29 protein-coding genes are annotated in these 26,386 nt (G+C 47.7%); 28 read left to right on the top strand and 1 reads right to left on the bottom strand.

Going from position 1 to position 26,386, the window contains the following annotated elements; genetic code table 11:
• Positions 1-111: 111 nt before the first annotated feature.
• The 5 genes from BSEL_RS15365 (at position 112) to BSEL_RS15350 (ending at position 4,496) form a co-directional block, all read left to right on the top strand.
• Complete coding sequence (locus BSEL_RS15365) at positions 112-1,476, top strand: UDP-glucose dehydrogenase family protein (RefSeq protein WP_013173921.1); 1,365 nt, start codon at positions 112-114, stop codon at positions 1,474-1,476.
• Positions 1,451-1,639 carry a GDP-mannose 4,6-dehydratase gene (locus BSEL_RS17825; RefSeq protein ID WP_013173920.1) on the top strand — a complete coding sequence of 63 codons (189 nt, stop codon included), beginning with the start codon at positions 1,451-1,453 and terminating at the stop codon, positions 1,637-1,639. Before BSEL_RS15365 ends, BSEL_RS17825 begins: the two co-directional genes overlap by 26 nt.
• A gap of 38 nt (positions 1,640-1,677) precedes the next feature.
• Positions 1,678-2,688 carry an NAD-dependent epimerase gene (locus BSEL_RS15360; RefSeq protein ID WP_013173919.1) on the top strand — a complete coding sequence of 337 codons (1,011 nt, stop codon included), beginning with the start codon at positions 1,678-1,680 and terminating at the stop codon, positions 2,686-2,688.
• A 69-nt stretch (positions 2,689-2,757) separates the two neighbouring features.
• On the top strand, positions 2,758-3,924 hold the full coding sequence (locus BSEL_RS15355; protein ID WP_013173918.1) for a nucleotide sugar dehydrogenase: 1,167 nt from the start codon (positions 2,758-2,760) through the stop codon (positions 3,922-3,924).
• Positions 3,925-3,986: 62 nt separating this feature from the next.
• On the top strand, positions 3,987-4,496 hold the full coding sequence (locus BSEL_RS15350) for a restriction endonuclease (protein ID WP_013173917.1): 510 nt from the start codon (positions 3,987-3,989) through the stop codon (positions 4,494-4,496).
• A 128-nt stretch (positions 4,497-4,624) separates the two neighbouring features.
• Here the strand turns inward: BSEL_RS15350 and BSEL_RS17275 are convergent, their stop codons facing one another.
• Positions 4,625-5,401, bottom strand: coding sequence for a hypothetical protein (locus tag BSEL_RS17275; RefSeq protein ID WP_013173916.1), 777 nt, complete (start codon positions 5,399-5,401; stop codon positions 4,625-4,627).
• A 971-nt stretch (positions 5,402-6,372) separates the two neighbouring features.
• Between BSEL_RS17275 and BSEL_RS17270 the strand changes: the two genes are divergently transcribed.
• The 23 genes from BSEL_RS17270 to BSEL_RS15235 all read left to right on the top strand — a co-directional run bounded on the left by BSEL_RS17270 (position 6,373) and on the right by BSEL_RS15235 (position 26,376).
• Positions 6,373-6,843 carry a sigma-70 family RNA polymerase sigma factor gene (locus BSEL_RS17270; RefSeq protein WP_013173915.1) on the top strand — a complete coding sequence of 157 codons (471 nt, stop codon included), beginning with the start codon at positions 6,373-6,375 and terminating at the stop codon, positions 6,841-6,843.
• A gap of 26 nt (positions 6,844-6,869) precedes the next feature.
• On the top strand, positions 6,870-7,037 hold the full coding sequence (locus BSEL_RS17820; protein WP_013173860.1) for a hypothetical protein: 168 nt from the start codon (positions 6,870-6,872) through the stop codon (positions 7,035-7,037).
• The gene (locus BSEL_RS15335; protein ID WP_013173914.1) at positions 7,003-7,332 is read left to right on the top strand and encodes a hypothetical protein; all 330 of its coding nucleotides are present in this window, start codon (positions 7,003-7,005) and stop codon (positions 7,330-7,332) included. The genes BSEL_RS17820 and BSEL_RS15335 overlap by 35 nt, the downstream gene beginning before the upstream one ends.
• Positions 7,332-8,498, top strand: a complete 1,167-nt coding sequence (locus BSEL_RS15330; RefSeq protein ID WP_013173913.1) for a DUF2800 domain-containing protein — start codon at positions 7,332-7,334, stop codon at positions 8,496-8,498. The genes BSEL_RS15335 and BSEL_RS15330 overlap by 1 nt, the downstream gene beginning before the upstream one ends.
• Positions 8,499-8,510: 12 nt before the next feature.
• A complete protein-coding gene (locus BSEL_RS15325; protein WP_013173912.1) occupies positions 8,511-9,059 on the top strand; it encodes a DUF2815 family protein in 549 nt (182 codons plus the stop codon).
• Positions 9,031-11,010: a DNA polymerase gene (locus BSEL_RS15320; RefSeq protein WP_232970476.1), complete on the top strand. Its 1,980-nt coding sequence runs from the start codon at positions 9,031-9,033 to the stop codon at positions 11,008-11,010. Before BSEL_RS15325 ends, BSEL_RS15320 begins: the two co-directional genes overlap by 29 nt.
• Before the next feature lie 146 nt (positions 11,011-11,156).
• A complete protein-coding gene (locus BSEL_RS17895) occupies positions 11,157-11,297 on the top strand; it encodes a hypothetical protein (RefSeq protein ID WP_177304841.1) in 141 nt (46 codons plus the stop codon).
• Complete coding sequence (locus tag BSEL_RS15310; RefSeq protein ID WP_013173909.1) at positions 11,284-13,707, top strand: virulence-associated E family protein; 2,424 nt, start codon at positions 11,284-11,286, stop codon at positions 13,705-13,707. The genes BSEL_RS17895 and BSEL_RS15310 overlap by 14 nt, the downstream gene beginning before the upstream one ends.
• Positions 13,708-13,998: 291 nt before the next feature.
• On the top strand, positions 13,999-14,280 hold the full coding sequence (locus tag BSEL_RS15305) for a PDDEXK family nuclease (protein ID WP_013173908.1): 282 nt from the start codon (positions 13,999-14,001) through the stop codon (positions 14,278-14,280).
• Positions 14,277-15,659, top strand: a complete 1,383-nt coding sequence (locus tag BSEL_RS15300) for an SNF2-related protein (protein ID WP_013173907.1) — start codon at positions 14,277-14,279, stop codon at positions 15,657-15,659. The genes BSEL_RS15305 and BSEL_RS15300 overlap by 4 nt, the downstream gene beginning before the upstream one ends.
• Entirely contained in the window at positions 15,649-16,080 is a 432-nt protein-coding gene (locus BSEL_RS15295) for a DUF7768 domain-containing protein (RefSeq protein ID WP_013173906.1), read from the top strand. The genes BSEL_RS15300 and BSEL_RS15295 overlap by 11 nt, the downstream gene beginning before the upstream one ends.
• Positions 16,073-16,312, top strand: coding sequence for a hypothetical protein (locus BSEL_RS15290; RefSeq protein ID WP_013173905.1), 240 nt, complete (start codon positions 16,073-16,075; stop codon positions 16,310-16,312). Before BSEL_RS15295 ends, BSEL_RS15290 begins: the two co-directional genes overlap by 8 nt.
• Before the next feature lie 12 nt (positions 16,313-16,324).
• A complete protein-coding gene (locus BSEL_RS15285) occupies positions 16,325-16,750 on the top strand; it encodes a DUF1492 domain-containing protein (RefSeq protein WP_013173904.1) in 426 nt (141 codons plus the stop codon).
• A 121-nt stretch (positions 16,751-16,871) separates the two neighbouring features.
• Positions 16,872-17,285 (top strand): HNH endonuclease, encoded by a 414-nt coding sequence (locus BSEL_RS17640; protein ID WP_332870084.1) that lies wholly within the window; start codon positions 16,872-16,874, stop codon positions 17,283-17,285.
• 361 nt (positions 17,286-17,646) lie between these two features.
• Complete coding sequence (locus BSEL_RS15280; RefSeq protein WP_013173902.1) at positions 17,647-18,093, top strand: hypothetical protein; 447 nt, start codon at positions 17,647-17,649, stop codon at positions 18,091-18,093.
• The gene (locus tag BSEL_RS15275; protein WP_013173901.1) at positions 18,068-19,309 is read left to right on the top strand and encodes a site-specific DNA-methyltransferase; all 1,242 of its coding nucleotides are present in this window, start codon (positions 18,068-18,070) and stop codon (positions 19,307-19,309) included. The genes BSEL_RS15280 and BSEL_RS15275 overlap by 26 nt, the downstream gene beginning before the upstream one ends.
• 232 nt (positions 19,310-19,541) lie before the next feature.
• Positions 19,542-19,862, top strand: a complete 321-nt coding sequence (locus tag BSEL_RS15270; protein WP_013173900.1) for a hypothetical protein — start codon at positions 19,542-19,544, stop codon at positions 19,860-19,862.
• A 104-nt stretch (positions 19,863-19,966) separates the two neighbouring features.
• Positions 19,967-20,722 (top strand): hypothetical protein, encoded by a 756-nt coding sequence (locus BSEL_RS15265; protein ID WP_013173899.1) that lies wholly within the window; start codon positions 19,967-19,969, stop codon positions 20,720-20,722.
• Position 20,723: 1 nt separating this feature from the next.
• A complete protein-coding gene (locus tag BSEL_RS15260) occupies positions 20,724-20,945 on the top strand; it encodes a hypothetical protein (RefSeq protein ID WP_013173898.1) in 222 nt (73 codons plus the stop codon).
• Between the two features lie 60 nt (positions 20,946-21,005).
• A complete protein-coding gene (locus BSEL_RS15255) occupies positions 21,006-21,488 on the top strand; it encodes a phage terminase small subunit P27 family (protein WP_013171745.1) in 483 nt (160 codons plus the stop codon).
• The gene (locus BSEL_RS15250; RefSeq protein WP_013173897.1) at positions 21,481-24,054 is read left to right on the top strand and encodes a terminase TerL endonuclease subunit; all 2,574 of its coding nucleotides are present in this window, start codon (positions 21,481-21,483) and stop codon (positions 24,052-24,054) included. Before BSEL_RS15255 ends, BSEL_RS15250 begins: the two co-directional genes overlap by 8 nt.
• Positions 24,055-24,430: 376 nt before the next feature.
• A complete protein-coding gene (locus BSEL_RS15240) occupies positions 24,431-25,699 on the top strand; it encodes a phage portal protein (protein WP_013173896.1) in 1,269 nt (422 codons plus the stop codon).
• Positions 25,696-26,376 carry a head maturation protease, ClpP-related gene (locus tag BSEL_RS15235; RefSeq protein ID WP_013173895.1) on the top strand — a complete coding sequence of 227 codons (681 nt, stop codon included), beginning with the start codon at positions 25,696-25,698 and terminating at the stop codon, positions 26,374-26,376. The genes BSEL_RS15240 and BSEL_RS15235 overlap by 4 nt, the downstream gene beginning before the upstream one ends.
• Positions 26,377-26,386 lie beyond the last annotated feature (10 nt).

Raw genomic sequence — 26,386 nt, 5'->3', positions numbered from 1 at the left:
TTAAAAATCATTTTGGAGTATCTCTCTAAGTTTATTCTATAAAAATAGGAAATCGGGTTATATTACTCTATGAGAAAAACTAAAGTTAAATGTATAGAGAGGGGATTTTATATGTATAAAATAGCAGTGGCAGGAACAGGCTATGTTGGCCTAGTCGCAGGTGTATGCTTCGCTGAAGTTGGTCATCAAGTTACCTGTGTAGATATCGATGAGAATAAAGTGAATTTAATGAAATCTGGCGTTTCCCCAATTTATGAAGCTGGATTAGAAGAATTAATGCAGAAAAATTATGCTGCTGGAAGAATTAATTATACAACAAATTACAAATCAGATTATAAAGATGTAGATGCTATCTTTATTGGAGTAGGCACACCAGAACAACCAGATGGTTCTGCTAATCTTTCGTATATAGCTACAGTTGCTCGTCAAATTGCAGAATCTGTAGAAAAGGATTGCTTAGTAGTTGTAAAATCAACAGTTCCAGTTGGAACGAATGATAAAGTAGAACAGTTTATCCAAGACTTTCTAATTAATGACGTAAAAGTGGAAGTGGCATCAAACCCGGAATTCTTAGCACAAGGTTCTGCTGTACACGATACACTTCATGCAGAAAGAATTATTATTGGAACAGAAAGTAAATGGGCTGAAGAGTTACTAACGAAACTCTATGAGCCTTTTAATTTGCCTATTGTTTCTGTTAATAGGAGATCTGCAGAGATGATTAAGTATGCTTCGAACGACTACCTTGCTCTAAAAATTTCTTATATGAATGATATCGCTAACCTATGTGAACTAGTTGGGGCGGATGTACAAGATGTTGCAAAAGGAATGAGCTATGATGCTAGAATTGGAAGTAAATTTTTAAATGCAGGTATTGGTTATGGCGGTTCATGTTTCCCAAAAGATACGAAAGCACTAGAAAACATTGCAAAGCAGCATGGATATGAGTTACGAACGGTTAAGGCTGCCATTGATGTAAATATAGATCAAAAGACAAGATTATACAAGAAAGCTAGTAAAAGACTTATTACTTTTAATGGCCTAAAGGTAGCTGTTCTAGGGTTAACATTTAAACCTGGAACTGATGATTTACGTGAAGCGGCATCTCTTGAGAATGTACCTTTATTACTAGAGCAAGGTGCAGATATTTATGCGTATGACCCTGTAGGTGCTGATAACTTTGCGAAAGTACATCCAGAAGGGAAGAATGGCAAAGGCAGTATTACGTATGTCTCGAATATAGAAGATGCATTAAATGGGGCGAATGTTTGCTTTATCTTTACGGAGTGGGGCGAAGTAAAAACAGTTACTCCTAAAAAGTATAAGGAATTAATGAGAACTCCACTAGTATATGACGGAAGAAATATTTATAGTATTGATGAAATGCTAGAAGCAGGCGTGGAGTATCACTCTATTGGAAGAAAAGCAGTTGTAAAGGAGTCGAGAGATCTTGAGCTACAAACCGTTAGATCCTAGTAAAGTTTATCTTATTACTGGAGTTGCAGGTTTCATTGGATATTATTTATCTAAGAAGCTATTAGAAAGTGACTGCCAATTAGTAGGTATTGATAATGTTAATGATTACTATGACGTGAACCTTGAAAAAGGGGGCCTGACCCCCGGCACGTTAATGTGCTAAAACGAGTCATATAAAGTACTAGTTGGGGGAATTACATAATGAATATACTAGTCACTGGTGCAGCCGGCTTCATCGGCATGTACCTATCAAAACGTTTAATGGACGAAGGGCAACAAGTCATCGGTGTTGATAACATTAATGATTACTACGAAACACAGCTAAAGAAAGATAGACTGGCTCTTCTTGAAGAATACGATCAATTCTCATTTTATAAAGTGGATCTTGCTGACCGTAATAGCTTCAATCAAATTTTCAAGGATAATAAGATCGATATTGTCATAAATCTTGCAGCCCAGGCAGGGGTTCGCTACAGCATCGAGAATCCACATGCCTATGTAGATTCAAACCTCGTTGGTTTTGTGAATGTCCTTGAGGCTTGCCGTCACTATGACGTGAAACACTTGATCTATGCCTCGTCTAGTTCTGTCTACGGCGCAAATCAAAAAATGCCGTTTGCGACGACTGACGAAGTGAATCACCCGGTTAGTTTGTATGCGGCAACAAAGAAGTCCAACGAATTAATGGCGCATACATACAGTCATTTGTATAACATCCCGACGACGGGCCTTCGATTTTTTACAGTCTACGGTCCAATGGGACGACCGGATATGGCATACTTTTCATTCACAAAGAAAATCGTTGCCGGTGAGACGATCCAGGTGTTTAACAACGGTGAAATGATGCGTGATTTTACGTATATCGATGATATTGTTGATGGGATCGTCCGTTTACTGGACCACCCGCCTAAGGGGAATCCGGACTTTGACCGTGAGAATCCGACACCGAATGAAAGCTATGCACCGTATAAAGTTTATAACATCGGCAACAATCAGCCGGTGAAACTCATGGACTTCATACAAACCCTGGAGAAGCATCTTGGTATTGAAGCGAAGAAAGAGTATTTGCCAATGCAACCGGGGGACGTCAAAGCGACGTACGCGGATATTGATGAACTGTCAAGAGACACCGGATTTAAACCTACTACGACTATTGATGAAGGGCTTGGGAAGTTTGTTGCCTGGTACAAGGATTACTATAACGTCACATGATGAAAGGCTCTCTTCTTTGAGGGCCTTTTTCTTTTATATTTTTTTACGATGAAATGGGGAGAACAGAACATGAAAATTACTGTCGCAGGAACGGGCTATGTAGGACTGTCGAATGCTGTCCTATTGGCTCAACATAACGAAGTGATCGCACTGGATATTATGAAAGACAAGGTGGAGATGGTGAACAATCGTCAGTCACCGATTGAAGACGCGGAGATCGAAGATTTCCTCGCTAATAAGGAACTGAACTTAACAGCGACAACTGATAATTTCACTGCTTTTAACGAAGCAGATTACGTCATTATCAGTACACCGACGAATTACGATCCGGTTCAGAACTACTTTAATACAAGAACCGTAGAAGCAGTCATTGCCAATGTGCTCGCAATTAATCCGGACGCCACGATGATAATCAAGTCCACAGTTCCGGTTGGCTACACGGAAGAGATTCGTGAGAAATTCGATACAGAGAACGTCATTTTCTCACCGGAGTTCTTACGTGAAGGGAAAGCGCTGTACGATAACCTCTACCCGTCACGAATCGTTGTGGGTGAACAGTCTGAGCGTGCGGAGACTTTTGCGAAGCTGTTGAAACAAGGCGCTTTGAAAGAGAACATTGATGTGCTGTTTACGAGCTCTACAGAAGCAGAAGCCATTAAGCTCTTTGCCAATACGTACCTGGCCATGCGGGTCTCATTCTTTAATGAGCTTGATTCATATGCTGAAGTCCGTGGCCTGAATACTCAACAGATCATTGATGGTGTTGGGCTGGATCCACGCATCGGCACCCATTATAATAACCCATCATTTGGCTACGGCGGGTACTGCTTGCCGAAGGACACAAAGCAACTCTTGGCGAACTACGAAGACGTGCCGAATAACATCATTGGTGCCATTGTGGATGCTAACCGAACGCGTAAAGACCACATTGCGGATATGATTCTGCAACGTCAGCCAAAGATCGTCGGCATCTACCGGTTAACGATGAAGATGGACTCCGACAACTTCCGCCAATCCGCGGTTCAGGGCATTATGAAGCGGATCAAAGCGAAGGGCGTGGAAGTGGTGGTCTTTGAACCGGCCCTTCAGGAAGAAACGTTTTATAATTCGCGAGTCATCAACGACTTTGATAAGTTCAAAGAAGAGTCGGACGTCATTGTGGCGAACCGACTGTCTGATGACTTACTTGATGTGAAAGAGAAAGTATATACACGGGATCTTTACGCACGTGACTAACTGAGACCTGCGGTCTATAAATCTTCTGCTGGATGCATAGTTGTCAGAGGGAGTGATTGAGAATGCCTGGATTTGAACTGTTCTGGAACGTATTGACCGCGGATCTTCGCGTGACGTTCTTTCTCTTTTTGTTGTTTGCCGTTCCGATTGGGATTCGACTTGCAAAAGAAATCATTGATCTCAGAATGATTCGAAGATCAGGTATGGCTGATATCGATGTCATGTCAGGGGTCATGTTTGATGTGTATTTGCGAGAGCTGTTCTCATCACAAGGCTATAAGGTCCAACAGACGCCAGCAAGAGGCGATTACGGTGCTGATTTGATCTTGAGTGATGGGAAGAAACACATCGCGGTTCAGGCGAAGCGATATAAGAAAAACGTCGGCGTTAAGGCAGTTCAAGAGGTTTCTTCTGCAAAAGCGTATTACAAAGCGGATGAAGCCTGGGTGGTCACGAATGCTGACTATACGGCAAATGCAAAGAATCTCGCAGCATCCAATCAGATCCGTTTAATCGGCAGAGTAGAGCTTATGAAGATGATGATTGCGATGAATGAGAAGCAGGCACAATAGAAAGAATGAAGCGTAAACGGATTTCAAGCCCGTCAAGCTACCGAGTGATTAGGTGGTTTGGCGGGCTTATTTTTGTTGTTTTTTTATTTTGGTTAACATGTGAAATGTTGAGCGTAGTATTTATGTTTTTAATCTGTAAAGTTTGTGCAAAGTGGTTCACTCCTCTCTACAATTCCTTCTCTCGAATTAATAAGCATTAAATCAATATTTATATTTAATAATTTTGGTTTTCTTCTAAGAATTCTTTCAAAAATATCTGGGTGATCGACTACAATTACACAGCGATCGCTTGGATCGAGTGATTCATTCAATGCTATTTCACCATACATGTCAAGCACTCTTATAAAGTGATGGATCATCCTTTTGTCTTCTGATATTTCATCACGTAAGGGGCCTTCAAATAAAAATATATTTCTTTGATTTTTTATTTCTAAAAATAAGCTATTTCTTCTTCTCCAGATATTATCTATCTCATTTATTTCTCTAAATTCTAAGGATTCATCATATAAGTATGTTAATATATTCAATTTGAATATTCTGTTTCTTCTTTCTCTTCTCTCTAAGTGATTTTTTCTCCTAATTTTATAGAAATCATCTGAATTTGATTGACTATCATCATTTTTTTCTTCGTTATGGTATATTTCATATCCAGTTTCTTCTTTATGAATAAAATGTCCTGCAGCATCCATTAATTCCTCATACGTCACACCTCCATGTGCGCTACTCACTAATTTTAAAATGGTTTCAGGTGCAGGAGGGGAATCCACTAATTCTCTTAAAAACCTTGAAATATGAGCAGTGCTGACCCCACAATCTCTTGCGTACTGATTTATCGATCTTTTTCCTTTAGCTTGATCTAACAGCCTGGCAAACGACGTCTTATTGAAATGATTTTCGTTATTCATAAACACCACCTCTCTTAAAGTATATTTTACCCCTTTTATTAACTTTAGTAAATGAAATTATTACTCAAAGTGATAATTTATTAACGTCAACTCCTATACTTTTTTAATATGTCAATGAAAATATGGATGATTTATGAAAAAACAGTTGATTGAGGGACTTGGTTGTGTTATTTTAAGTGTATGATATCGAAGGTGTAGGTAATCTTGCGTAACCATATTTTTTTGTATACACCATTAAGTGTAGTTAACGTTTTGTTGTTTGTGTTTTCAGTTTATCAATAGCAAGGAAAGCTAACACAGAATAAGAGGGCAGTAACAATCAGTCTTTACAGAACATATGTTCTTGTATAGAATAAAGGCAAGCAGTACAAACTCAAATCACGAGGGGGAACAACAATGACAGATAGACCTCAGAAGGTTGCTGTGAAGTGCCCGAAATGTCAGTTGAAGTTGATGTTAGTTCGAACGGATTCTTACGGCTTTGTTGAATCCAAGTGTCAACGGTGTAAAAAAGTTTGGGATGTTAACCTGGTAACAAGAAAGTGCAAGCTGCCTGCTGAAATGTAATATCAATAACGCGAGTCGGAAAGGGATGTACGTCAAGCCGCTGCAATCACCTTAGGGACCGGACCATGATCAGCCAAACAAGCTGGTTAGGTGCGGTCCTTTTTTGTTTTACAAGTTCATAACATGGTAGTTCTACCGCGACAACATACCGAGAGAGGCATCGCAGAATAGCCTGAGTCGGATGATGAGAGCTTTTCGAAGTTTGATTGATCTGATGACCGCTAAGTGATGTGAAATAAAAAAGGTACCGAGCGATGGAGTCGAGTGTAGAGCTACCTAGAGGCCGGACATAGCGAAAGCTGATGACAGTGTGAATCACTGTTATTCAGGTTGGCTGTGTCCGGTCTTTTTTTTATTTCTCTCCCTTTCAATGTCCTGAGCCGGGCCTTGAGAGGGAGATGGACATGACAAGATTCATTCAAGTAGGGCAGACGAAGGTTCCGGTTTCAGAAAAGATGTACAAGGAGTATCACCAAATGGATCGGCGGGCGAGGTATCTCGAAAGAGATATCAAGGTTGGACGCATTGACGTTGATGGTGAACATTATCACTTCAAACCCGCCAAAGAGGATTCTTTTGAACGGCTCACAGATAATGGCTCGGCTTTTACGAGCGGATCCGATGTGGAGGCCACGGTCATCGATAACTTAACCCGGGCGCTCTTACAAGAGGCAATGAATGAGTTGAATGAACAGGATCGACAGTTTATCGAGGATTATTTCTTTGAAGAGAAGACCACTCGTCAAATTGGAAAAGAACAAAACACCTCACACGTCGCAGTCGTGAAACGGCAGAAACGCGTGTTGGAAAAAATAAAAAAATCTTTTTTCAAAAAAGGGGTTACCAAAATGCCCTTCCCGTTGGCTAAGAAGTGAGGGGCCAATACAAGGAGGTGAAAATCATGAACCAAAAGGATCTCAAAACAGAAACGAGAGAAGAAATGGTCGGCGTCTTGACGGCAATCAGTATCGTGACGAAGCGGATGGCCCGACGCATGCAAGAAGAGGACGCCCAGATGAAAGGAGACAACGAACATGAGTCAAATGAAAAAAGCGCTCGTCGTCGCTGAGGATTTGGAGCGGGTGGCCGGGAGTATTCGGGATTTGGTTGCCGCACTCCATTCAAATCCGGAACCAGTAAAACCAACTGAAACCAAAGCGGAAGAGAAGGTCAAAAGTGATTCACAGCCAACACTGGAGGAACTAAGAGCCTTGCTTCGTACTTTAGCGGAACAAGGAAAAACCGCAGACGTTAAAGCCCTGATTCAGACATTTGGGGTTGAGCGACTCACCGATGTGCCAAAGGATCAGTACGCTGCCCTTCACACCCAGGCAAAAGCGCTCGCTGCGAAAGGTGACGTGTAATGAACCACGCAAGTCGCGCTCATGCCAAGCTTTCGGCATCAGGCGCCAGCCGGTGGATGAACTGCCCACCGAGCGTGAAACTCTCAGAACAGATTGAGGATACAACCAGTTTCTACGCCGAAGAAGGAACCTTCATGCATGAGCTCTCTGAATTATACCTCGGTCACTACTTGGAAACGATGAACGAAGAACAGTATTTGAAGGAGAAGAAGGAACGACGTGAATCCCCTTTCTACACCCAGGCCATCGATGATGCGGTCCAAGCGTATGTCGATACGGTGATTGAGCGGATCAACGAAGCGAGGGCCTTGCAATCGGACGCCTTGGTGCGCATCGAAGAACGTGTGGATTTCAGTCCATGGGTACCGGAAGGCTTTGGAACTGGAGATGTGCTCATCGTCACTGATGGGCTCCTCGAAATCATCGACTTAAAAGGCGGCGAAGGCGTGAAGGTCTATGCAGAAGGCAATCCACAAATGCGGTTGTATGCATTGGGCGCGTTGAATGGTTATGGCTTTCTGTATCACATTGACACCGTTCAAATGACGATTGTGCAACCGAGATTGGATCACCTTTCAACGGATGAGATGACCGCAGACGCATTACTTGAGTGGGCGGAGACTGAAGTGAAACCTAAAGCAGAGCTCGCTTTTAACGGTCTGGGTGAGTTCCTGCCTGGCGCCCATTGCCAGTTCTGCAAGGTGAGTGCAACCTGCCGCGCCCGTGCAGAAGAACGTCAGAAACTCGCATGTTTGGATTTCAAAGAACCGCCGCTATTGACAGATGAAGAGGTCTCCCAAGTTTTACGTGAAGTGGATGAGCTTGTTAATTGGGCCAAGCAAGTTCAGGAATATGCACTTAAAACCGCAATGAAAGAGAACAAGAAATGGCCAGGGATGAAGCTTGTTCAGGGTAGAGGCAGTCGGGTTTACACCGATGAAAAAGCAATCATCAGCACCTTGAAAGAAGCCGGGATGGAAGAGCATCAGCTTTTCAAACAGACCCTCAAGCCCATCACGAATATGGAGAAAATGCTTGGGAAGAAGACGTTTCAAGATCTTGTGGGTCATCTCATTACGAAGACCCCAGGGAAGTTAAAACTGGTTGAAACCGAAGACAGTCGCCCGGCAGCTAAACCATCCGCTGCGGAAGACTTTCAAAACTAAGGAGGAATTTCAATGACGAAAATTAAAATCGGAACCACTCAACAACCTGTTCGATTCAGCTACGCTAACGTCCATGAGCCGGTGAGCGTGAAAGGAGGAGAGCCGAAATACTCGGTCTCGATCATCATTCCCAAATCACACACGGCAACGATCCAAAAGATCCAAGCTGCGATCAAAGAAACGATCGAAGAACAGAAGGACCGGTTCGGTGGTAAGGTACCCTCAAACGTCAAATCTCCGCTTCGTGATGGAGACACCGATCGTCCCGATGATCCGGCATATGAGAACAGCTACTTCATTAATGCTTCAGATAAGATGAAGCCTGGCATTGTGGGGCCAGACCGTGAAGATCTCATGAACCCGAGTGAATTTTATTCCGGTTGCTACGGACGTGCGAGTTTGAACTTTTACGTCTACAACGTCAACGGCAACAAAGGCGTCTCCGCCGGGCTGCAAAACCTCATGAAAACCGAAGATGGCGAACCTTTAGGTGGGCGCGTCAGTGCCGAAAAGGACTTTGCGGATGATGAGGATGAGTCGATCCATGATGTCCTCGGCTAATCCGTCGGTTCTTTCGATCGATATTGAGACCTTCTCAAATGTTGATCTGAAAGAGTCCGGTGTCTACGCGTATGCGGAAGGGGAGGGCTTTACGATCCTCCTCCTGGCATATGCCTTTGATGATGAAGAAGTCATTGTCGTTGATTTGGTACAAGATGAGCCAATTCCGACTACCGTCCTGAAAGCTTTGATTGATCCAAGCATTATGAAAACAGCTTACAATGCAAATTTTGAACGGACCTGCTTGGCGGCCTATCTCAATCAACCGATGCCGACCGAACAGTGGCACTGCTCATCGGTTCATGCATTGACGTTGGGTCTACCCGGTCACTTGGACGGGGTGGCGAATGTGCTGAATCTCGGGGATCAAAAGGATAACGCCGGTAAAGCACTGATTCGTTACTTTTCAGTGCCGTGTAAACCAACAGCCAGCAACGGGCATCGAACGAGGAATCTGCCAGAACATGACTTGGAAAAATGGCACGCGTATAAAGCATATTGCCGACAAGACGTTGAGGTGGAGCGGGCGTTACGGAAAAGACTGGCTTCGAATCCAATCCCAGAGAAAGAACAACGGCTCTGGGAGCTGGATCAACGGATGAATGATGAAGGGGTCAGGATCGATACCGATCTTGTTCGACAAGCGATTCAACTGGATGCAAAGGAACAGGCGCTGTTGCTGGAAGAAGCGAAACAGATCACGGGACTGGAGAATCCGAACAGCGTGGCACAGCTTCGCGACTGGCTCACTTCAAGAGGTATTGAAACGAGCGGGCTTGCGAAGAAGCAGGTCAGCGACTTATTACAGACGGATTTGCCTGGAGACGTAAGGCGGGTGTTAATCCTCCGCCAGATGATGTCGAAAACGTCGGTCAAAAAGTACGAAGCGATGGACCGCTCCATTTGCAAAGACGGTCATATCCGGGGGCTCCTTCAGTTTTACGGAGCCAACCGCACGGGGCGTTGGGCAGGAAGAATCGTACAAGCACACAACCTCCCTAAGCACCGGATTGGCGATTTGGACGAAGCCCGGCAGCTTGTGAAAACAGGTAACTACGAGTTGATCACAACCTTATATGGATCCTTGGCTGATCTCCTCTCGCAGCTGACCCGAACGGCTTTTATTCCGAAAAAAGGGTACCGCTTCGTCGTCTCGGATTTTTCCGCAATCGAAGCGCGAGTCATTGCCTGGCTCGCCGGTGAACGCTGGCGGATGAAGGTCTTTGAAGGACACGGCAAGATCTATGAGGCATCGGCTTCGCAGATGTTCGGGGTCCCAATTGAAGAGATTACGAAGGCTAGTCCCCTAAGACAAAAAGGGAAGATAGCGGAGCTCGCCCTTGGTTACGGCGGTGCGAAAGGAGCGTTAACACAGATGGGTGCGCTTGAGATGGGGCTCTCCGAAGACGAACTCCCAGCCCTCGTGAAAGCGTGGCGGAAGGCCAATCCAAACATTGTGAACCTCTGGTACGACCTTGAGAAATCTGCCTTTGAAGCTGTGAAGTGGCAGAAGGTTGTGACGGCGAAGAGCGGCATTCAATTCTACGGTGGCAGTGGCTTACTTCGAGCCCGATTGCCTTCTGGTCGATCCCTCTCTTATGTGCGACCCCAGATCGGCATTGATGAACGCTTCGGTCGTGAAGAGATCACCTATGAAGGCGTCATGCAAGGTTCAAAACAATGGGGACGGATCAGCACATATGGGGGCAAAATTGCGGAGAATATGGTGCAAGCCATAGCTCGTGATTGTTTGGCAGAGGCGATGCTTCGACTGGACGCAGCGGGTTATCAGATCCGCTTCCACGTCCATGACGAAGTGGTCATCGAAGTACCAAATGAGCAGGATGCCAAAGCTGACATTGAACGAATCATGAGTGAACCGATCGACTGGGCACCAGGACTTCCGATGAACGCCGACAGCTTTGAAACGGGCTATTACAAGAAAGATTAACGGTACCTCCCTTTTGGATAGGGACCGAGGAGGTTAAAACCATGAACCAATTCTCTGATCATAGACCCCTAGGTAACGAAACGTTCCGGGGGGTCCTAAAAACGAAAAGGTATGCATCAAGAGAAACCCGGCATTTCTTAAGAGTCTTGAAGTTATTCCAAGACGAACTGACAACGCAGGAGCGACAGACGTTAAAAGGACAAGCACTGAGCGGTGATTTGAGTGGGGCCCAAAAGGGCCTCACCACCCTCGTCGCGAGAGGACGTGAAGCGGATGAAAAAGGATGATCATAAAGCTCCAAACCTGGACCATGATGGGACGATCACCATCGCCATCGGGCGGAGCCGGAAAGAAATGAATTGGAAAAACAAAGAGATGCAGTGGTCGCAGTTCGTGAAACGGATCCTGCAGACGGCAAGAACCTATGAAACGTGCAGTGAATATACGCGGCTACCGAAAATGAAACAGGATGACTTGAAAGATGTCGGAGGCTTCGTAGGTGGGACGCTGTTAAAAGGCAAACGCGGCGGTGATTCGGTTGCCTGGCGACACCTCGTCACCTTGGATGCCGATCAAGTTGCCGGGGATTTGTGGGAAACGGTGAAGCTGTTATTTGGCCACGCGTGTGCGATGTACACGACGCATAAACACCGAGCGTCGAGCCCTCGCATGCGGCTCATCATTCCGCTGAAGCGGGCCGTGACGGCAGAGGAATATGTCCCGATTGCCCGGAAGATCGCCGATCAGCTCGGGATCGATCAGTTTGATGATTCGACCTACGAACCGCAGCGGCTCATGTACTGGCCCTCAACATCGAAAGATGGCGAGTTCCTCTCAGACTTTATTGACGCCGAGTGGCTCAATCCAGACGAGATCTTAAACAGTTACTCGAATTGGCGGGACTCTTCTTTCTGGCCGGAGAGCTCTCGTGAGATCAATAAACGGCACAAGATGGCCGAAAAACAAGGCGATCCACGGTCAAAGCCGGGTGTCGTCGGGGCCTTTTGTCGAACGTATACGATCCATGAAGTGATCGAGACGTTTTTACCGAAAACGTACCAAGCCACGGAGGATCCGAACCGGTACAGCTACTTCGACGGGACAACGGCAGGCGGACTGGTTGTGTATCAGGACGGTGACTTCGCCTATTCCCACCATGCATCAGACCCCGTCGGAGGTAAGCTCTGTAATGCGTTTGATCTTCTCCGGCTTCATAAGTTCGGGGATCTGGACGTAGATGCAGACCCGAATACGCCTGTGACACGACTCCCCTCTTATATGGCCATGGTTGATGAAGCCTTGGCGGATAAAGAAGTGGCCTTGTTAATGGGGAAGGAGCGGCTCAATGAGGCAAAGTTGGACTTTGGCGATGAAGACGATGATGACGACCAGGAATGGCTCCAGGAGCTGCAGTTCGATGCAAAGGGACGTTTCATTTCGAACGCAGCGAATGTCGAGATGATCTTGAAGAATGATCCGCGACTGATCAATACGGTTGCGAAAAACGATTTTCAGCATCGTTACACCGTTTTGCGAGACCTTCCATGGCGAAGCCTTGAGCGCGGGGAATATTGGGTGGACGCCGATGATGCAGGGCTTCGAAATTACTTGAGTAAAATCTATCAGATCAAAGGGCCGTCCATTATTTCGGATGCATGGACAGAGGTGGTTGTCGATCATGCGTACCACCCTGTCAGAGATTATTTAAACGGTTTAGAGTGGGACGGTCAGGAACGAATCGATACGCTCTTCATCGATTATTTAGGCGCAGATGACTCGGATACCATTCGTACATTTACAAGATTGATCCTGACCGCTGCGGTCGCTCGGATCTTCGAACCCGGTATTAAATTTGACTACTGTGTCGTCTTGATTGGCCCTCAAGGGATTGGAAAAAGCCAGATTATAAAGTTATTGGGAAGAGACTGGCACTCAGATTCATTGATTACGGTCAAAGGAAAAGAAGCGTTTGAACAGCTGCAAGGTGTCTGGATCATGGAAATTGCCGAATTGACAGCGACCCGGAAGGCGGATGTTGAAGCGGTTAAACACTATATTTCAAAAGGGGTCGATGCCTTTCGGCCAGCATACGGCAGGCATGTTGAAACATTCAAAAGACAATGTGTCTTTTTTGGAAGTACCAATGACTATGATTTTCTAAATGATCCAACGGGTAATCGTCGTTTCCTACCTGTTGTTGTAGAAGGCGGCGGTTCCAAGAACATGTGGGTGGATCTTACGTCTGATGAAGTTGATCAAGTCTGGGCAGAGGCTGTTCAGAGTTATCGCTCAGGCATGTCTCTTGCCTTATCGAAAGAGATGGATGAAAAGGCAAGTGAACTTCAGATGGCACACACGCAGGAGTCTCCGATTGCAGAAGCTGTGAGAGTGTATCTGGATATGGAGGTGCCGAACGATTGGCATGAGCTGGACTTGAATGAACGACGCTCCTATCTACATGCAGGGAATGCATCCACCCCATCCAAACCAATGATGAAACTGGATAAGGTGTGTGCGCAGATGGTTTGGGAAGAATGGTTCCAACGGGATGTATCATCGATGACCAAGTACAATGCAAAAGAAATCAACGGGGTCATCACCAACACTCATGGCTGGGAACGCGTCAGTCTACTCCGATTTGGTAATCGCTATGGCAGACAAAGAGGGTTTAGGCGTCAACAAAGCGCAACATCATAAACATTAAATTTGGGGAGAATGTTGACGGGAAAGTCCTTGCCAGTCAACGGTTCAACACCCTTTGTCAACATTGTCAACATTCTTTTTACTATTGAGGGTTTTAGATTAGGTATAGATATAGAAATGCGTATACACCCTTTATTTCTATAGCTCTCTAGAAAATGGCTATAGAATGTTGACACCTCGAAAAAAACGCTTGTAACCGTTGATATGAAAGGATTTCCGTGCGCAACATTCTCCTGATTGAGAAAGTTGACACCTAGGAAATCGAAGACTAATGAGGTGGTTAGCATGGAAGAACAGAAACTTGAACAAACCTTTAAACGAGCGGTCCTGAACCACGGAGGATTGGCACTGAAATTGATCACGCCAGGCTATGCAGGGATCCCGGATCGGCTGGCGATCTTACCCGGTGGAAGAGTAGCCTTCGTGGAGATGAAAAGACCTGGTGGCAAGCCCCGACCGCTGCAAGTGAAACGGCATGAACAGCTCCGACAATTAGGTTGTGATGTGGCTGTGATTGACTCGAATGAGCGGTTGGGGGCTTGGCTGGCTGAGAGGTGGTTGTTATGAACTACACACCGTACCATTACCAGGAAATGGCCAAGACGTGGATGATGGAGCGCGCCTATGCCGGTCTGTTCTTGGACATGGGCATGGGCAAAACGGTGATTACCCTGACTGCCATTGATGACTTACTATACGACTACTTTGATGTCTCTCGGGTCTTGATCATTGCACCGCTCCGAGTAGCGAGGGTGACGTGGACCGAAGAAGTGGAGAAGTGGTCACATTTGAACGACCTTAAGGTGACGAAGATCCTCGGATCCTTGAAAGAACGAAAAGCGGCCCTTGATGATGTGGGCCAAGTGGCGGTGATCAACCGGGAGAACGTGACCTGGCTCGTGGATTACCTGGGCAAGGACTGGCTCTTTGATATGGTCGTGATCGACGAGCTCTCAAGTTTCAAGTCGTCAAAGGCCAAGCGGTTCAGATCGCTAAAGAAGGTGCGCCCTTTTATCAAACGGCTTGTTGGGCTTACGGGGACCCCGTCGCCGAACAGCTTGTTGGACCTATGGCCACAAATCTATCTGCTTGATCAGGGGGAGCGGCTCGGTCGGACTTTCTCTGGATTCAGGGAGCGGTACTTCTTACCCGATAAACGAAACCAACAGACGATCTTTTCTTGGAAACTAAAAGAAGGATCAGAGCACCAGATTTATGAGCTGCTCGAAGATCTCTGTATTAGCATGAAAGCCTCTGATTATCTGGATGTCCCGGAGCGGATCGATAACACGGTCCCGGTTGAACTGCCTCCAAAAGCGAAGCGGGCGTATACACAACTTGAAAAAGAATGGTTGCTTGCGTTTGAGGATGCGGATGTCTTAGCGGGATCCGCAGCGGTGGTCGCGAACAAGCTCCTTCAACTGGCGAATGGGGCGATCTATGATGAAACAGGTGATGTGCAGGAAGTCCACGATGAGAAGCTGGAAGCGTTGAAAGAATTGATTGAATCGGCGAACGGGAAACCGGTGCTGGTCTATTACAACTACCAGCATGACCGGGACCGGATCCTGAAGCATTTGAAAGCTTTTAAACCACGGGTGTTAAAGACCGATCAGGACATTCGAGACTGGAACAAAGGCAATGTGCCGGTGTTACTGGCCCACCCCGCTTCCGCTGGTCATGGTTTGAACTTACAGGCAGGTGGCCACGTGATGGTCTGGTTCGGACTCAATTGGAGCCTCGAACTCTATCAACAGGCCAATGCGAGATTGCATCGGCAAGGTCAAACGGAAACGGTCGTCGTTCATCATCTGATCACGAAAGGCACGATGGATGAGCGGGTGATGGCGGCTTTGAAACAAAAAGATACAAGCCAGGAAGCCTTGATCGCAGCGGTCAAAGCAAAGCGGCACACATTAAAGGAGGTAAACACCAATGAAAATTAATAAGTTTAATCAACGCCATTATTACGATCCAACGCCCTATCAAGCGTTTCAAAACATCGACAAAGAACCGTCGCCTTTGAAGGGACAGGTCTATATCATTTGTCAGGACGTGACCGAGCAGGAGATTTACGACATCCGAGCGGATCGGTTCATCCGCTTTGCACTGGCGAAGAATAAGCTGCCGCTTCTGCCAAGACTCAACTTCCGATCGTTTGCCGAATCCTTGGATGATCAAGATGAGCTGATGTTGAAGCGGATCCGCCGCTCGTTCATGGCTCAGGCCGATGAAGTGTGGGTGTTCGGGAAGTCGATCTCAGAGGAGATGATGCAGGACATCCGCATGGCCAGATCAAAAGGGAAACCGATCTATCATCTGACCACGACGTGCGAGTGGTTGAAAGGTGGTGTGAACCATGGATGAACGAGCGAAGACGTGCTTTGCATACAAAAGCGGAAAATGCCGCATCTTAGACATCAACCGCTGCGAAGGATCAAGTTGTGGCTTTTGCAAAACGGAAGAACAGGTCATGCAGGAGCGAGCAGAGAGCCTGGCGATTATAGAAACGCTGGAACCTATGCACCGCGATGCGATTCATGAGAAATATTTAAACGGACAGATTGGGGCAGGCTTTTACAAGAACGGGACGGCGTAGAGGAGGGACGAGATGGATATTAAAACTTTTTTATCGCAGGCGAACTGGCTTGATCAGCTAATCTCAACAAAAGTAAAGCAGCAAGGGCGGGTAAAAGATCTTGCCCTCAAGGTTACAACAACGTACAAGGATGTTCAGGTTTATGGTGGCCAGCAAGAGAACAGTCGAATGGAAGCATCAATCGTTGAAATGCTGGCACTGGGTAAGGAAATCAATGATGACATTGACCGCTTGATCGAGGTCAAACGGGATATACTGTCAGCGATCAAAACACTCGATAGTTTAACTGACCAGCTTCTCTTGGAAATGCGTTATTTAGACAACCGCAATTGGGAGGAAGTAGCTGAGGTGCTGTGTTGCGATATTCGAACTGTATATCGAATGCACGGAAGAGCGTTACGTGAATTGGAAAATAAAGGTGTCACTAAATGTCATTGAATGTCACCCTTCACCTGCGATATAATATAGATGTTGAGGTATGGAAAAGTCGAGAACACCATATGTTGTAGGATGAGCCGGTGCTAGATCGTTTCGATTCTCCGGCCACGCACCATTCTTGATGCAGGTCCTTCGCCAATTGGCTGAGGGCCTTTTTCTATGCCCAACGCCAATGAGAGGTGAGAAGCGAATGCCGAAGCGACCGAAGAGCCCCTGCAAGCATCCGAACTGTCCGAACGTCTCCGACGGTCCTTACTGCGATGCACATGCGAAGGCGAACCCCGAGCGACCGAGCGCTGCGAGCCGTGGCTACGACAGCCGATGGCGCAAGGCTCGGAAGCATTACCTGAACCGCCACCCGCTCTGTGTCCGGTGTGAACAGGCTGGCCGGGTGGTGCCGGGGACCGTGGTGGACCACAAAATACCCCACCGGGGGCAAAGGTCCCTGTTCTGGGACGAGGACAACTGGCAGACCCTCTGTAAACCTTGTCACGACAGGAAAACACGGTTGGAGGATCAACGTCCGGTCTACTAGGCCAAACGGCAGGGGGGTCGGGAGGGGTAGGGGGGTGTGAATCGCAAACCCTTGCGCCCCAAGGGACCGCCGCCCCCCGTCGCTCAAATTTTCGCGTAATTCGTTAGAGGGGGTTGACCCAAAGCGCGTCATTTCAGCCCTGAGCCCTTGAGCCATCTTTGGTTCAGGGGTTTTCATTTTGTGAAAAGGTGCAAAGTCGCGGAAGAGAGAGCGGCCGGATCCTTGAAGCATAAAGGGATGATAAGAAGGATAAGAAAACAAAGGGACCGTGAAACCCTTGATATAGAGGCATTTCAGCCATTGAAATACTGTAAACGATTAATATTGCGTGATACGTGTCCGCAGAAAGGAGTGAAGGCCAGTGACCGAGCAGGAAGAACAGTTGATTTTTGAGATGCGGCAGAAGGGAAGCGGCTATAAAGCAATTGCGACGGTGCTGGGAAAGTCCCGTGATGCCGTTCGGATGTATTGTCGAAGGAACGGTCTGACGGGAAATGCCGAAGTCGTCGCATTGAACATCGAAGAACAGAAGAAGCGTCATCTACGTTGCCAGCATTGCAGCAAAAAGATTGAACAGAAAGAGAAAGGCCGCATGCGGAAGTTTTGTTCACACGCGTGCCGCCATGCCTGGTGGGAGAAGCACCCGGAGGAAAGAGCCCGAAAAGCCACCTATGAATTCACCTGCCCTACCTGTCAGACGGCCTTCACGACTTATGGCAATGCGAAACGGAAATACTGCACACACGAGTGCTACATCGAATCACGATTTGGAGGGAATACAGATGGACTTTCAAAAACTAGCGATTGAAGAACTGATCCCGGCAGGCTATAACCCGCGAAAGCAACTGAAGCCTGGGGATGCCGAGTTTGAAAAAATTAAGACGAGCATTGAGACGTTTGGCTATGTGGATCCGGTGATTGTGAACGCGGACCATACGGTGATTGGGGGGCATCAAAGGCTGACGGTGTTGAAAACCCTCGGCTACGATGAGATTGATTGCGTCGTCATTGACATTGATAAAACGAAAGAGAAAGCCTTGAACATCGCTTTGAACAAAATCAGCGGTGAATGGAACAAGGATCTCTTGGTTGAGCTGATTGAGGATTTACAGTCGACCGACATTGATATCGGCATCACCGGTTTTGATCCCCCAGAGATCGATCAGCTCTTTAACGAAGTCCATGACAAGGCCATCGATGAAGATGACTTTGATGTGGACGCGGCGTTACAGGAAGAGACGATCACCCAGCCCGGTGACGTGTGGCAGCTTGGCAGGCACAAACTGATCTGCGGGGACAGCACGGATCCGGATGTATATGCGGCATTAATGGGCGGAGAAGAGGCCAATCTTGTTGTTACCGATCCTCCATATAATGTAAATTATAGTTCAAAGGCCGGTTCGATTCAAAATGACAAACAAGAAGATGGTGATTTTTATAGCTTTCTTTTAAAAGCCTATCAGAATATGAAAACCGTCATGGCGAAGGACGCATCGATCTATGTGTTCCACGCCGATACGGAAGGCTATAACTTCAGAAAAGCTTTCAAGGATGCAGGCTTCTATTTATCCGGTGTGTGCATTTGGGCGAAACAAAGCCTCGTACTGGGGCGGAGCCCGTACCAGTGGAAACATGAACCGGTCTTGTTTGGTTGGCGACAGGACGGCAAGCATGAATGGTACGGGGACCGAAAGCAAAGCACGCTCTGGCACTTCGACCGACCGTCCAAAAGTGACTTGCATCCGACGATGAAGCCGGTGGCCTTGTGCGCCTATCCGATTCAAAACAGCAGTCTCTCCAACTGCATTGTCCTGGATCCCTTCGGTGGAAGCGGCTCAACCATGATGGCCTGCGAACAGACGAACCGGATCGCGAGGTTGATTGAATTAGATCCGAAGTATGCGGATGTAATTGTGAAACGATATATAGACTTTAAAGAACGAACTGATGACGTAACATTGATTCGGGATGGGAAAGCTTTTACGTATGAGGATGTGAAGCTACCAGAGCCGATCCTTGAATAGCGGGACAAGGGGCAGTTAAAACCTCACTAACTGGGAGTTATGTTGGGTTCATTATCACGGTTTCCCCTGATGATGATGGGCGTGAATCGGATTGAAGAACCCAACTAACTGAACAGCGTTAGTTATTTTGTATATGCTCGTGATGCCGTTGCTATCCCCAGGGGTGTATGGCACTATACGTCATACCTTGAGAAGCACGTTTCAAGGAATACCGGTAAATGAGGGATGCGAGATGCAAGCATGGTTTGGACGGAAGGTGCTGGATAAGCAGGAACTGTTGGAACTGACGGAAGAGGCGAGGCGAACCAACTACCCGACGCAATCCTATGTTGTTGAAAGAGAAGAGGAACTGGACGAGGGAGCCTTCGCCGCTTTCGAACGGGACTTCTTGGCTGATCAGTCCTGGGTGTCACCGTACGATGGTGGCGAGGATCTATATGGAAGGATCCGCTGCGTACGGGTGAGCTGCAAGACGCGACCCGAGCGGTACTTGGTGAACAGCGAAGGCTACGATTATCCCCGCAGTATTGCCATTGAGATCGATCCAGAGTGAGCCATTCCCGGCTTGCTCTTTTTTCGTTCTGTGCCGAGAAATGTGTTGCTATTCCTCCTGTGATAAGTGATAGATAGACTACCAAAACACAGGAGGCGATTGAAATGGAACGAAAAGCCATGGTCAAGAAGCTAGGAGACACACTGGGAGTGAAGCCGCGTTACTTAAACGTCCCGACATTTGCTTACGAGATTGAAACCGCGAAAGACACGTACACCATTGACCGGCAAGGGATCATCACGAACAAAGAAGGGCGGGAGCTTACGATGGATGAGGTAATAGCCTCAGAACAAGAAGCGCCAGCGCCAAAGGAAGAACCGGTGGTTGAGCTGGATGCGGATAGCGATTCCAACTACATTGAAGTGACCTTCCCTTTGGAAGCCCATACCCCGCAAACCTTGAAAAACTGGATTGCGACGATTGCCAGTAAAGGGCATTTGATCGCCATGGCCTTTAAGCACGAAGCGGTCCCCTTGAATGAGGAAGCACTGGACGCTTTTCAACAGGAGGATCTTGAGAGCATTCCGCAGCTGGCCGAGTGGACCAGAGCCTTTGGAGAAGAAATGTACCCGAGGATCGCCATTGATCCGGACAAGGATATCCTCACCGTTCGAGTGGACACGCCGATCGAGGACCCGGCCTACGCGAATGCCTGGGTTCACCTGGCTGACGTCATCAATCGGACGGTCCTTGCTCAAAAGCGTGTGCGGGTGAAGCGGGCGCAAGAAGATAACCCGAAATACAGCCTCCGCACCTGGCTCATTCGCATGGGCATGAACGGGCCTGATTACAAGGATGTGCGAAAGACGCTCCTTGCAAATGTTGAAGGGAACGCAGCTTTCCGAAAGGGCGGTGAGTGAGATGGAACGAGAAACCTTTGAACAGATGCTTTACGGCCTATACGTAACGCTGCTTGAGAAAGAAGGGGTCTTCGGTGAACTAGAAGCGAAGCCTTTCATTGTATCGCTCCTTGATACAATCGATGAGCTCGATGAATTTTGGAATGGGCACGGTGATCTGCTTGCACGGGACGATGAACTGTATGACTGGATTGAAGAGATGCGAGAGAAATACGAGGGGTAATGTTGTTAGCGAGTCTGTCCAATAGGGCGGGCTCTTTTCCATAGAGAGGAGGTGGACCTGATGACGCAACGGGGACGAAAACCGAAGCCAACGGCATTAAAAGCACTGGAAGGGAATCCGGGGAAGCGGGACCTAAACCCGCATGAACCGAAACCCGAAAAGAAAGCACCCCGCTGCCCGTCTTGGCTCGAACCTGAGGCGAAGAAGGAATGGCGACGGATGGTGAAACAGCTCGAACAGCTGGGGATTTTAACGGAAGTGGATATGGCGGCCTTTGCCGGCTACTGCCAAGCCTATGCGCGGTGGAAAGAGGCGGAGGAATTCATCACGAAGCACGGGACGATCGTCAAGACGCCATCGGGCTACTGGCAACAGGTCCCTCAGGTGTCCATCGCCCAGAGTTACTTGAAAATCATGAACCGCTTCTGTGAACAGTTTGGCTTGACGCCATCTTCAAGAAGCCGGATCACCGCGGATAAGCCAATGGAATCCAGTGACCCGATGGAACTGATGCTGTTTAAAGGAGGCGGGAAGGATGTATGACAAGGCGAAAGCAGATCACGCCGTGAACTTTATTAATTGCTTAAAGCATACGAAAGGTCAGTGGCGCGGCGTTCCTTTTGACCTCCTTCCGTGGCAGGATCAGATCATTCGGGACGTATTTGGGACGGTGAAGGAAAATGGTTATAGGCAATATAATACAGCATATGTAGAAATACCAAAAAAGAATGGCAAGGCCCTTGCTATCGATACGCCGATCCCGACGCCAGATGGCTGGAAATTGATGCGTGATTTGATACCAGGTGATACGGTGTTTGATGAAAATGGACAGCCTTGTCATGTAGTAGCCTGCACAGATATCATGAATCAGAGGCCCTGTTATGAAGTGCGATTTTCTGATGATTCAACGATCATTGCAGATGAAGAGCATTTGTGGCAAACCAATAGTTTCTTTCCAGAATACGATTCTCGTATTTCAACCACGAAAGAACTGGCTGCAAAAGTGACCTGCAGTACTGGATATTGCCATCGTATTGTAAATCCTGAACCTCTTCGATTACCCGAGAAGGATCTTTTAATCCCTCCTTATGTTTTAGGAGTATGGCTAGCTGACGGCAACAGTTATAATGCGAGTTTCTTCTGTAATGATAAAGATTTGGAGATAGCTGAACGTGTTAAGAAGTCAGGAGTTCCTTTGAGAGTATGGAAATCAAGTGGAACGGGTAGTATTCATTTTGCTTTTGGGGAGGGTGATCGTACACAAGCGGCAAGAAATGATTCATGGCAGGCCAAAATGAGGAAAATGAATTTATTTACAAACAAACACATTCCTGAAGAGTATCTGAGAGCTTCAATTAAACAAAGGATGGCTTTACTGCAGGGGTTAATGGATTCGGACGGCTATGTCTCCAAACGTGGTCAGTGTGAATACACAACAGTCAGTTTGCAGTTATCAAAAGATGTATCAGAGTTGATCCGAAGTTTAGGGATGAAATGTTCAGTCATTGAAAGTAGAGCGACTTTACGGGGGAAAGATTGTGGACCGAAATATCGAATCATGTTTTATTCATACAGGGGAAACCCTGTTTTTTCTTTGTCTAGAAAAATAAATCGTTTAAAGGTCGATCCTGATAAGCCAACCCGTAATTCATTTCGAACCATTATTGAAATAAAGCCAGTAGATTCAGTTCCTGTTAAATGTATTCAAGTGGACAGTCCTTCAAGACTCTATCTGGCAGGACGATCCATGGTCCCGACCCATAACAGTGAACTGGCTGCGGCCATCGCGCTGCTCATGACCTGTGGCGATGCCGAATGGGGTGCGGAAGTTTATGGCTGTGCCTCTGACCGCCAACAAGCCTCCATCGTCTTTGATGTCGCCGTGGAAATGGTAGAACAATCCCCTGCTTTACGGAAACACATCAAACCGGTGATGTCGATGAAGCGCCTCGTGTATAAACCGACGAACAGTTTCTATCAAGTGCTCTCCGCAGAAGCGTTCACGAAGCACGGCCTAAACGTCCATGCGGTAATCTTCGATGAACTGCACGCCCAGCCGAATCGCGATTTGTATGACGTCATGACCAAGGGATCGGGGGATGCTCGGAACCAGCCGCTTTTTTTCTTAATCACCACAGCTGGGAATGATCGCAACTCGATCTGTTATGAAGTGCATCAAAAGGCAAAGGATATCCTGGAAGGCCGCAAGGTCGACCCAAGCTTTTATCCGGTGATCTACGGGATTGCCGATGACGATGATTGGGCGGATGAGGCGAACTGGTACAAAGCCAACCCGTCCCTCGGGCACACCATCGACATTGAAAAGGTGCGGATCGCGTTTCAGAGTGCCCGTGAGAACCCGGCGGAGGAGAACCTGTTTCGGCAGCTGCGGTTGAATCAGTGGGTGAAGCAGTCGACCCGCTGGATGCCGATGGAGAAATGGGATGCGTGTGGCACGGACGTGGATCCGGAAAGTTTGAAAGGACGGGTCTGTTATGGCGGGTTGGACTTATCGAGTACCACTGACGTAACGGCTTTTGTGCTTCTGTTTCCGCCGCGGACGGAGGATGAGAATTACATTGTCCTCCCGCATTTTTGGGTGCCTGATGAGAACTTGAAGCAGCGTGTACGGCGTGACCATGTGCCGTACGACATTTGGGAACAACAGGGGCATCTCCAGACAACTGAAGGAAACGTGGTCCATTACGGCTTTATTGAAACGTTCATTGAAGAGCTGGGTACCAAGTACAACATCAAAGAAATTGCCTTCGACCGCTGGGGCGCCGTGCAGATGGTTCAGAACTTAGAAGGCATGGGCTTTAACGTCATCCCATTTGGTCAGGGCTATAAGGATATGAGCCCGCCTTCGAAAGAGCTCATGAAACTGACCCTTGAAGAGAAGATCCAGCATGGTAATCACCCGGTCCTTCGCTGGATGATGGACAACATCTTTGTGAAGACCGATCCGGCAGGAAACATTAAACCTGATAAGGAAAAGAGTACTGAACGGATCGATGGCGCAGTCGCACTCATCATGGCCTTGGACCGTGCGATTCGGAACGAAGACAAGGCAAGCGTGTACGAGGATCGCGGGATTCTTTTTTTATAAATCGGAATAGACGCAAACTGCGTCTTTATTGAACACGTCAACCGCCGTTGACACATGTGATATTCGAACTGCCAATGACCTCATTCAATTCCGAGATTAGTTGAGCCAAATCTTCCCCGGAGGTGTGTTCCTGCAAAGCTTTATTTGATTCGTGAGGGATTCCAAAATGAAGGATGACGGGTTTCGTTTCCGGCCAACTGGCTACAATTCCGGATACAGGCATAAGTGCTGTAATGACCATGTTATCCACGACCTTTCTTTTAATGAGATGATTTCAGTGTAAGAGATAGAGATAGAAGGGTCAATTGTGAACTGCTTAATCCAGCATCTCCCCAAACGGAGGTGCTTTTTTTATGCCGAAAATCAGGAGGTTGCTATGAATATTCCGTTCTTAAACAAGTTGTTTCCGTCAAGAGCGAGCCCGAAGAACAGCTTGTTTGGCAGTACGTACAGCTTCTTCTTTGGCGGGAGCTCCAGTGGCAAGAGTGTCAATGAAACAACGGCGATGCAGACGACCGCCGTGTATGCCTGCGTGCGGGTCCTGGCAGAAACCATCGCCAGCCTGCCGCTGCATGTGTATACGCACACCGACAACGGCAAAGACAAAGCCTTCGATCATCCGCTGTATTTTATGCTGCACGATGAACCGAACCCGGAGATGACCTCGTTTGTGTTCCGGGAAACGATGGTCAGTCACCTGCTTTTGTGGGGCAATGCCTACGCGCAAGTTATCCGGGATGGTCGAGGGCAGGTGCTCGCCTTGTATCCGCTCTTACCGGATCGGATGACCGTGGATCGGGACGCGAAAGGCCAGCTCTTTTATGTGTACCGAAAAGACACCGGTTCCGTATTGCTGAAACCGGAAGAGGTGCTGCACATTCCGGGCCTTGGCTTTGATGGGCTCGTCGGGTACTCACCGGTGGCCATGGCGAAGAACGCGATCGGGATGGCCATTGCCACCGAGGAATACGGGGCGAAGTTCTTCTCCAATGGGGCGAACCCAGGTGGTGTGCTCCAACATCCGGGTGTGGTGAAAGACCCGCGCAAGATCCGCGAAAGTTGGAACAGCGTCTATCAAGGGTCCAGTAACGCTCACCGTGTTGCGGTATTGGAGGAAGGCATGACGTTCCAAAGCATCGGAATCCCACCGGACCAGGCGCAGTTCTTGGAAACACGAAAGTACCAAACCGAAGAGATCTGCAGGATCTTCCGGGTCCCGCCGCATTTGGTGGGGAACCTCGACCGGGCGACGTTCAGTAACATCGAACACCAATCGATTAGTTTCATCGACAATACGATCATGCCGTGGGTGTCCCGACTCGAACAGGCCATGAAGCGCGCCCTTTTGTCCCCGGACGAGAAGAAACAGTACCTGATTAAGTTCAACTTAAACGGTCGTCTTCGTGGGGACGCTGGCAGTCGCGCACAGTTTTATCAGATCATGCGCCAAAACGGGGTGATGTCCGCGAATGATATCCGGGAGCTCGAAGAGATGAACCGCATTCCGGATGATGAGGGTGGATCCAAGTACCTCGTGAACGGCAACTTTGTGGACATGGCGAAGGCTGGTGCGTGGGCAGATCAGTATGACAAGGATCCACATCAAGAAGAACCGGATCCGAAAAGAGAGGAGGAAAACACGTGAGAACCTTTTGGAATTGGGAAAATCGTGAAGACGGGCGCACCTTGCACTTAGACGGGGTGATTGCCGAAGAAACGTGGTTCGGCGATGAAGTGACACCCGCTGCGTTTAAGGAAGATTTGATGGCAGACAAAGGCGACATTACCGTGTGGATCAATTCACCGGGTGGTGATGTGTTCGCTGCGAGCCAGATTTACAACATGCTCATGGAATATCCGGGACAGGTGACGGTGAAGATCGACGGCGTTGCCGCCAGTGCCGCGTCGGTCATTGCCATGGCGGGCACCAAGGTATTGATGGGGCCGACATCATTGATGATGATCCATAACCCGATGACAATGGCGATCGGGGATTCCACTGAAATGAAGCGGGCGATGGAGATGCTTCGGGAAGTGAAGGAGAGCATCATGAATGCGTATGAACTCCGAACCGAACTGCCACGAAACCGGCTAGCCAAACTGATGGATGACGAGAGCTGGTTCAATGCCAAGAAGGCCGTGGAGCTGGGCTTTGCCGATGAGGTGTTATTCACCGGTGAAGAAAGCTCGGAGCCTGCGGTGTCCATGCTTTTTAATCAAAGTGCAGTGGTGAATACATTCTTGAACCAGTTTCCTAAGCCGGAGCCAGAGAACGACACCGATGTGCAAGCCTTGTATGACCGATTACGACTATTGCAATAAACCAAAATGA

It is taken from the genome of [Bacillus] selenitireducens MLS10, assembly GCF_000093085.1.
Classification (GTDB): domain Bacteria; phylum Bacillota; class Bacilli; order Bacillales; family Salisediminibacteriaceae; genus Salisediminibacterium; species Salisediminibacterium selenitireducens.
This window is presented reverse-complemented; position numbering and strand designations above follow the sequence as displayed.

What these genes read in the sequence shown, in the direction of transcription:
- BSEL_RS15365 (WP_013173921.1), top strand. Translation starts at nt 112, where the DNA reads ATGTATAAAATAGCAGTGGCAGGAACAGGCTATGTTGGCCTAGTCGCA.
- BSEL_RS15360 (WP_013173919.1), top strand. Translation starts at nt 1,678, where the DNA reads ATGAATATACTAGTCACTGGTGCAGCCGGCTTCATCGGCATGTACCTA.
- BSEL_RS15355 (WP_013173918.1), top strand. Translation starts at nt 2,758, where the DNA reads ATGAAAATTACTGTCGCAGGAACGGGCTATGTAGGACTGTCGAATGCT.
- BSEL_RS15350 (WP_013173917.1), top strand. Translation starts at nt 3,987, where the DNA reads ATGCCTGGATTTGAACTGTTCTGGAACGTATTGACCGCGGATCTTCGC.
- BSEL_RS17275 (WP_013173916.1), bottom strand. Translation starts at nt 5,401, where the DNA reads ATGAATAACGAAAATCATTTCAATAAGACGTCGTTTGCCAGGCTGTTA.
- BSEL_RS17270 (WP_013173915.1), top strand. Translation starts at nt 6,373, where the DNA reads ATGACAAGATTCATTCAAGTAGGGCAGACGAAGGTTCCGGTTTCAGAA.
- BSEL_RS17820 (WP_013173860.1), top strand. Translation starts at nt 6,870, where the DNA reads ATGAACCAAAAGGATCTCAAAACAGAAACGAGAGAAGAAATGGTCGGC.
- BSEL_RS15335 (WP_013173914.1), top strand. Translation starts at nt 7,003, where the DNA reads ATGAGTCAAATGAAAAAAGCGCTCGTCGTCGCTGAGGATTTGGAGCGG.
- BSEL_RS15330 (WP_013173913.1), top strand. Translation starts at nt 7,332, where the DNA reads ATGAACCACGCAAGTCGCGCTCATGCCAAGCTTTCGGCATCAGGCGCC.
- BSEL_RS15325 (WP_013173912.1), top strand. Translation starts at nt 8,511, where the DNA reads ATGACGAAAATTAAAATCGGAACCACTCAACAACCTGTTCGATTCAGC.
- BSEL_RS15320 (WP_232970476.1), top strand. Translation starts at nt 9,031, where the DNA reads ATGAGTCGATCCATGATGTCCTCGGCTAATCCGTCGGTTCTTTCGATC.
- BSEL_RS15310 (WP_013173909.1), top strand. Translation starts at nt 11,284, where the DNA reads ATGAAAAAGGATGATCATAAAGCTCCAAACCTGGACCATGATGGGACG.
- BSEL_RS15305 (WP_013173908.1), top strand. Translation starts at nt 13,999, where the DNA reads ATGGAAGAACAGAAACTTGAACAAACCTTTAAACGAGCGGTCCTGAAC.
- BSEL_RS15300 (WP_013173907.1), top strand. Translation starts at nt 14,277, where the DNA reads ATGAACTACACACCGTACCATTACCAGGAAATGGCCAAGACGTGGATG.
- BSEL_RS15295 (WP_013173906.1), top strand. Translation starts at nt 15,649, where the DNA reads ATGAAAATTAATAAGTTTAATCAACGCCATTATTACGATCCAACGCCC.
- BSEL_RS15290 (WP_013173905.1), top strand. Translation starts at nt 16,073, where the DNA reads ATGGATGAACGAGCGAAGACGTGCTTTGCATACAAAAGCGGAAAATGC.
- BSEL_RS15285 (WP_013173904.1), top strand. Translation starts at nt 16,325, where the DNA reads ATGGATATTAAAACTTTTTTATCGCAGGCGAACTGGCTTGATCAGCTA.
- BSEL_RS17640 (WP_332870084.1), top strand. Translation starts at nt 16,872, where the DNA reads ATGCAGGTCCTTCGCCAATTGGCTGAGGGCCTTTTTCTATGCCCAACG.
- BSEL_RS15275 (WP_013173901.1), top strand. Translation starts at nt 18,068, where the DNA reads ATGGACTTTCAAAAACTAGCGATTGAAGAACTGATCCCGGCAGGCTAT.
- BSEL_RS15270 (WP_013173900.1), top strand. Translation starts at nt 19,542, where the DNA reads ATGCAAGCATGGTTTGGACGGAAGGTGCTGGATAAGCAGGAACTGTTG.
- BSEL_RS15265 (WP_013173899.1), top strand. Translation starts at nt 19,967, where the DNA reads ATGGAACGAAAAGCCATGGTCAAGAAGCTAGGAGACACACTGGGAGTG.
- BSEL_RS15260 (WP_013173898.1), top strand. Translation starts at nt 20,724, where the DNA reads ATGGAACGAGAAACCTTTGAACAGATGCTTTACGGCCTATACGTAACG.
- BSEL_RS15255 (WP_013171745.1), top strand. Translation starts at nt 21,006, where the DNA reads ATGACGCAACGGGGACGAAAACCGAAGCCAACGGCATTAAAAGCACTG.
- BSEL_RS15250 (WP_013173897.1), top strand. Translation starts at nt 21,481, where the DNA reads ATGTATGACAAGGCGAAAGCAGATCACGCCGTGAACTTTATTAATTGC.
- BSEL_RS15240 (WP_013173896.1), top strand. Translation starts at nt 24,431, where the DNA reads ATGAATATTCCGTTCTTAAACAAGTTGTTTCCGTCAAGAGCGAGCCCG.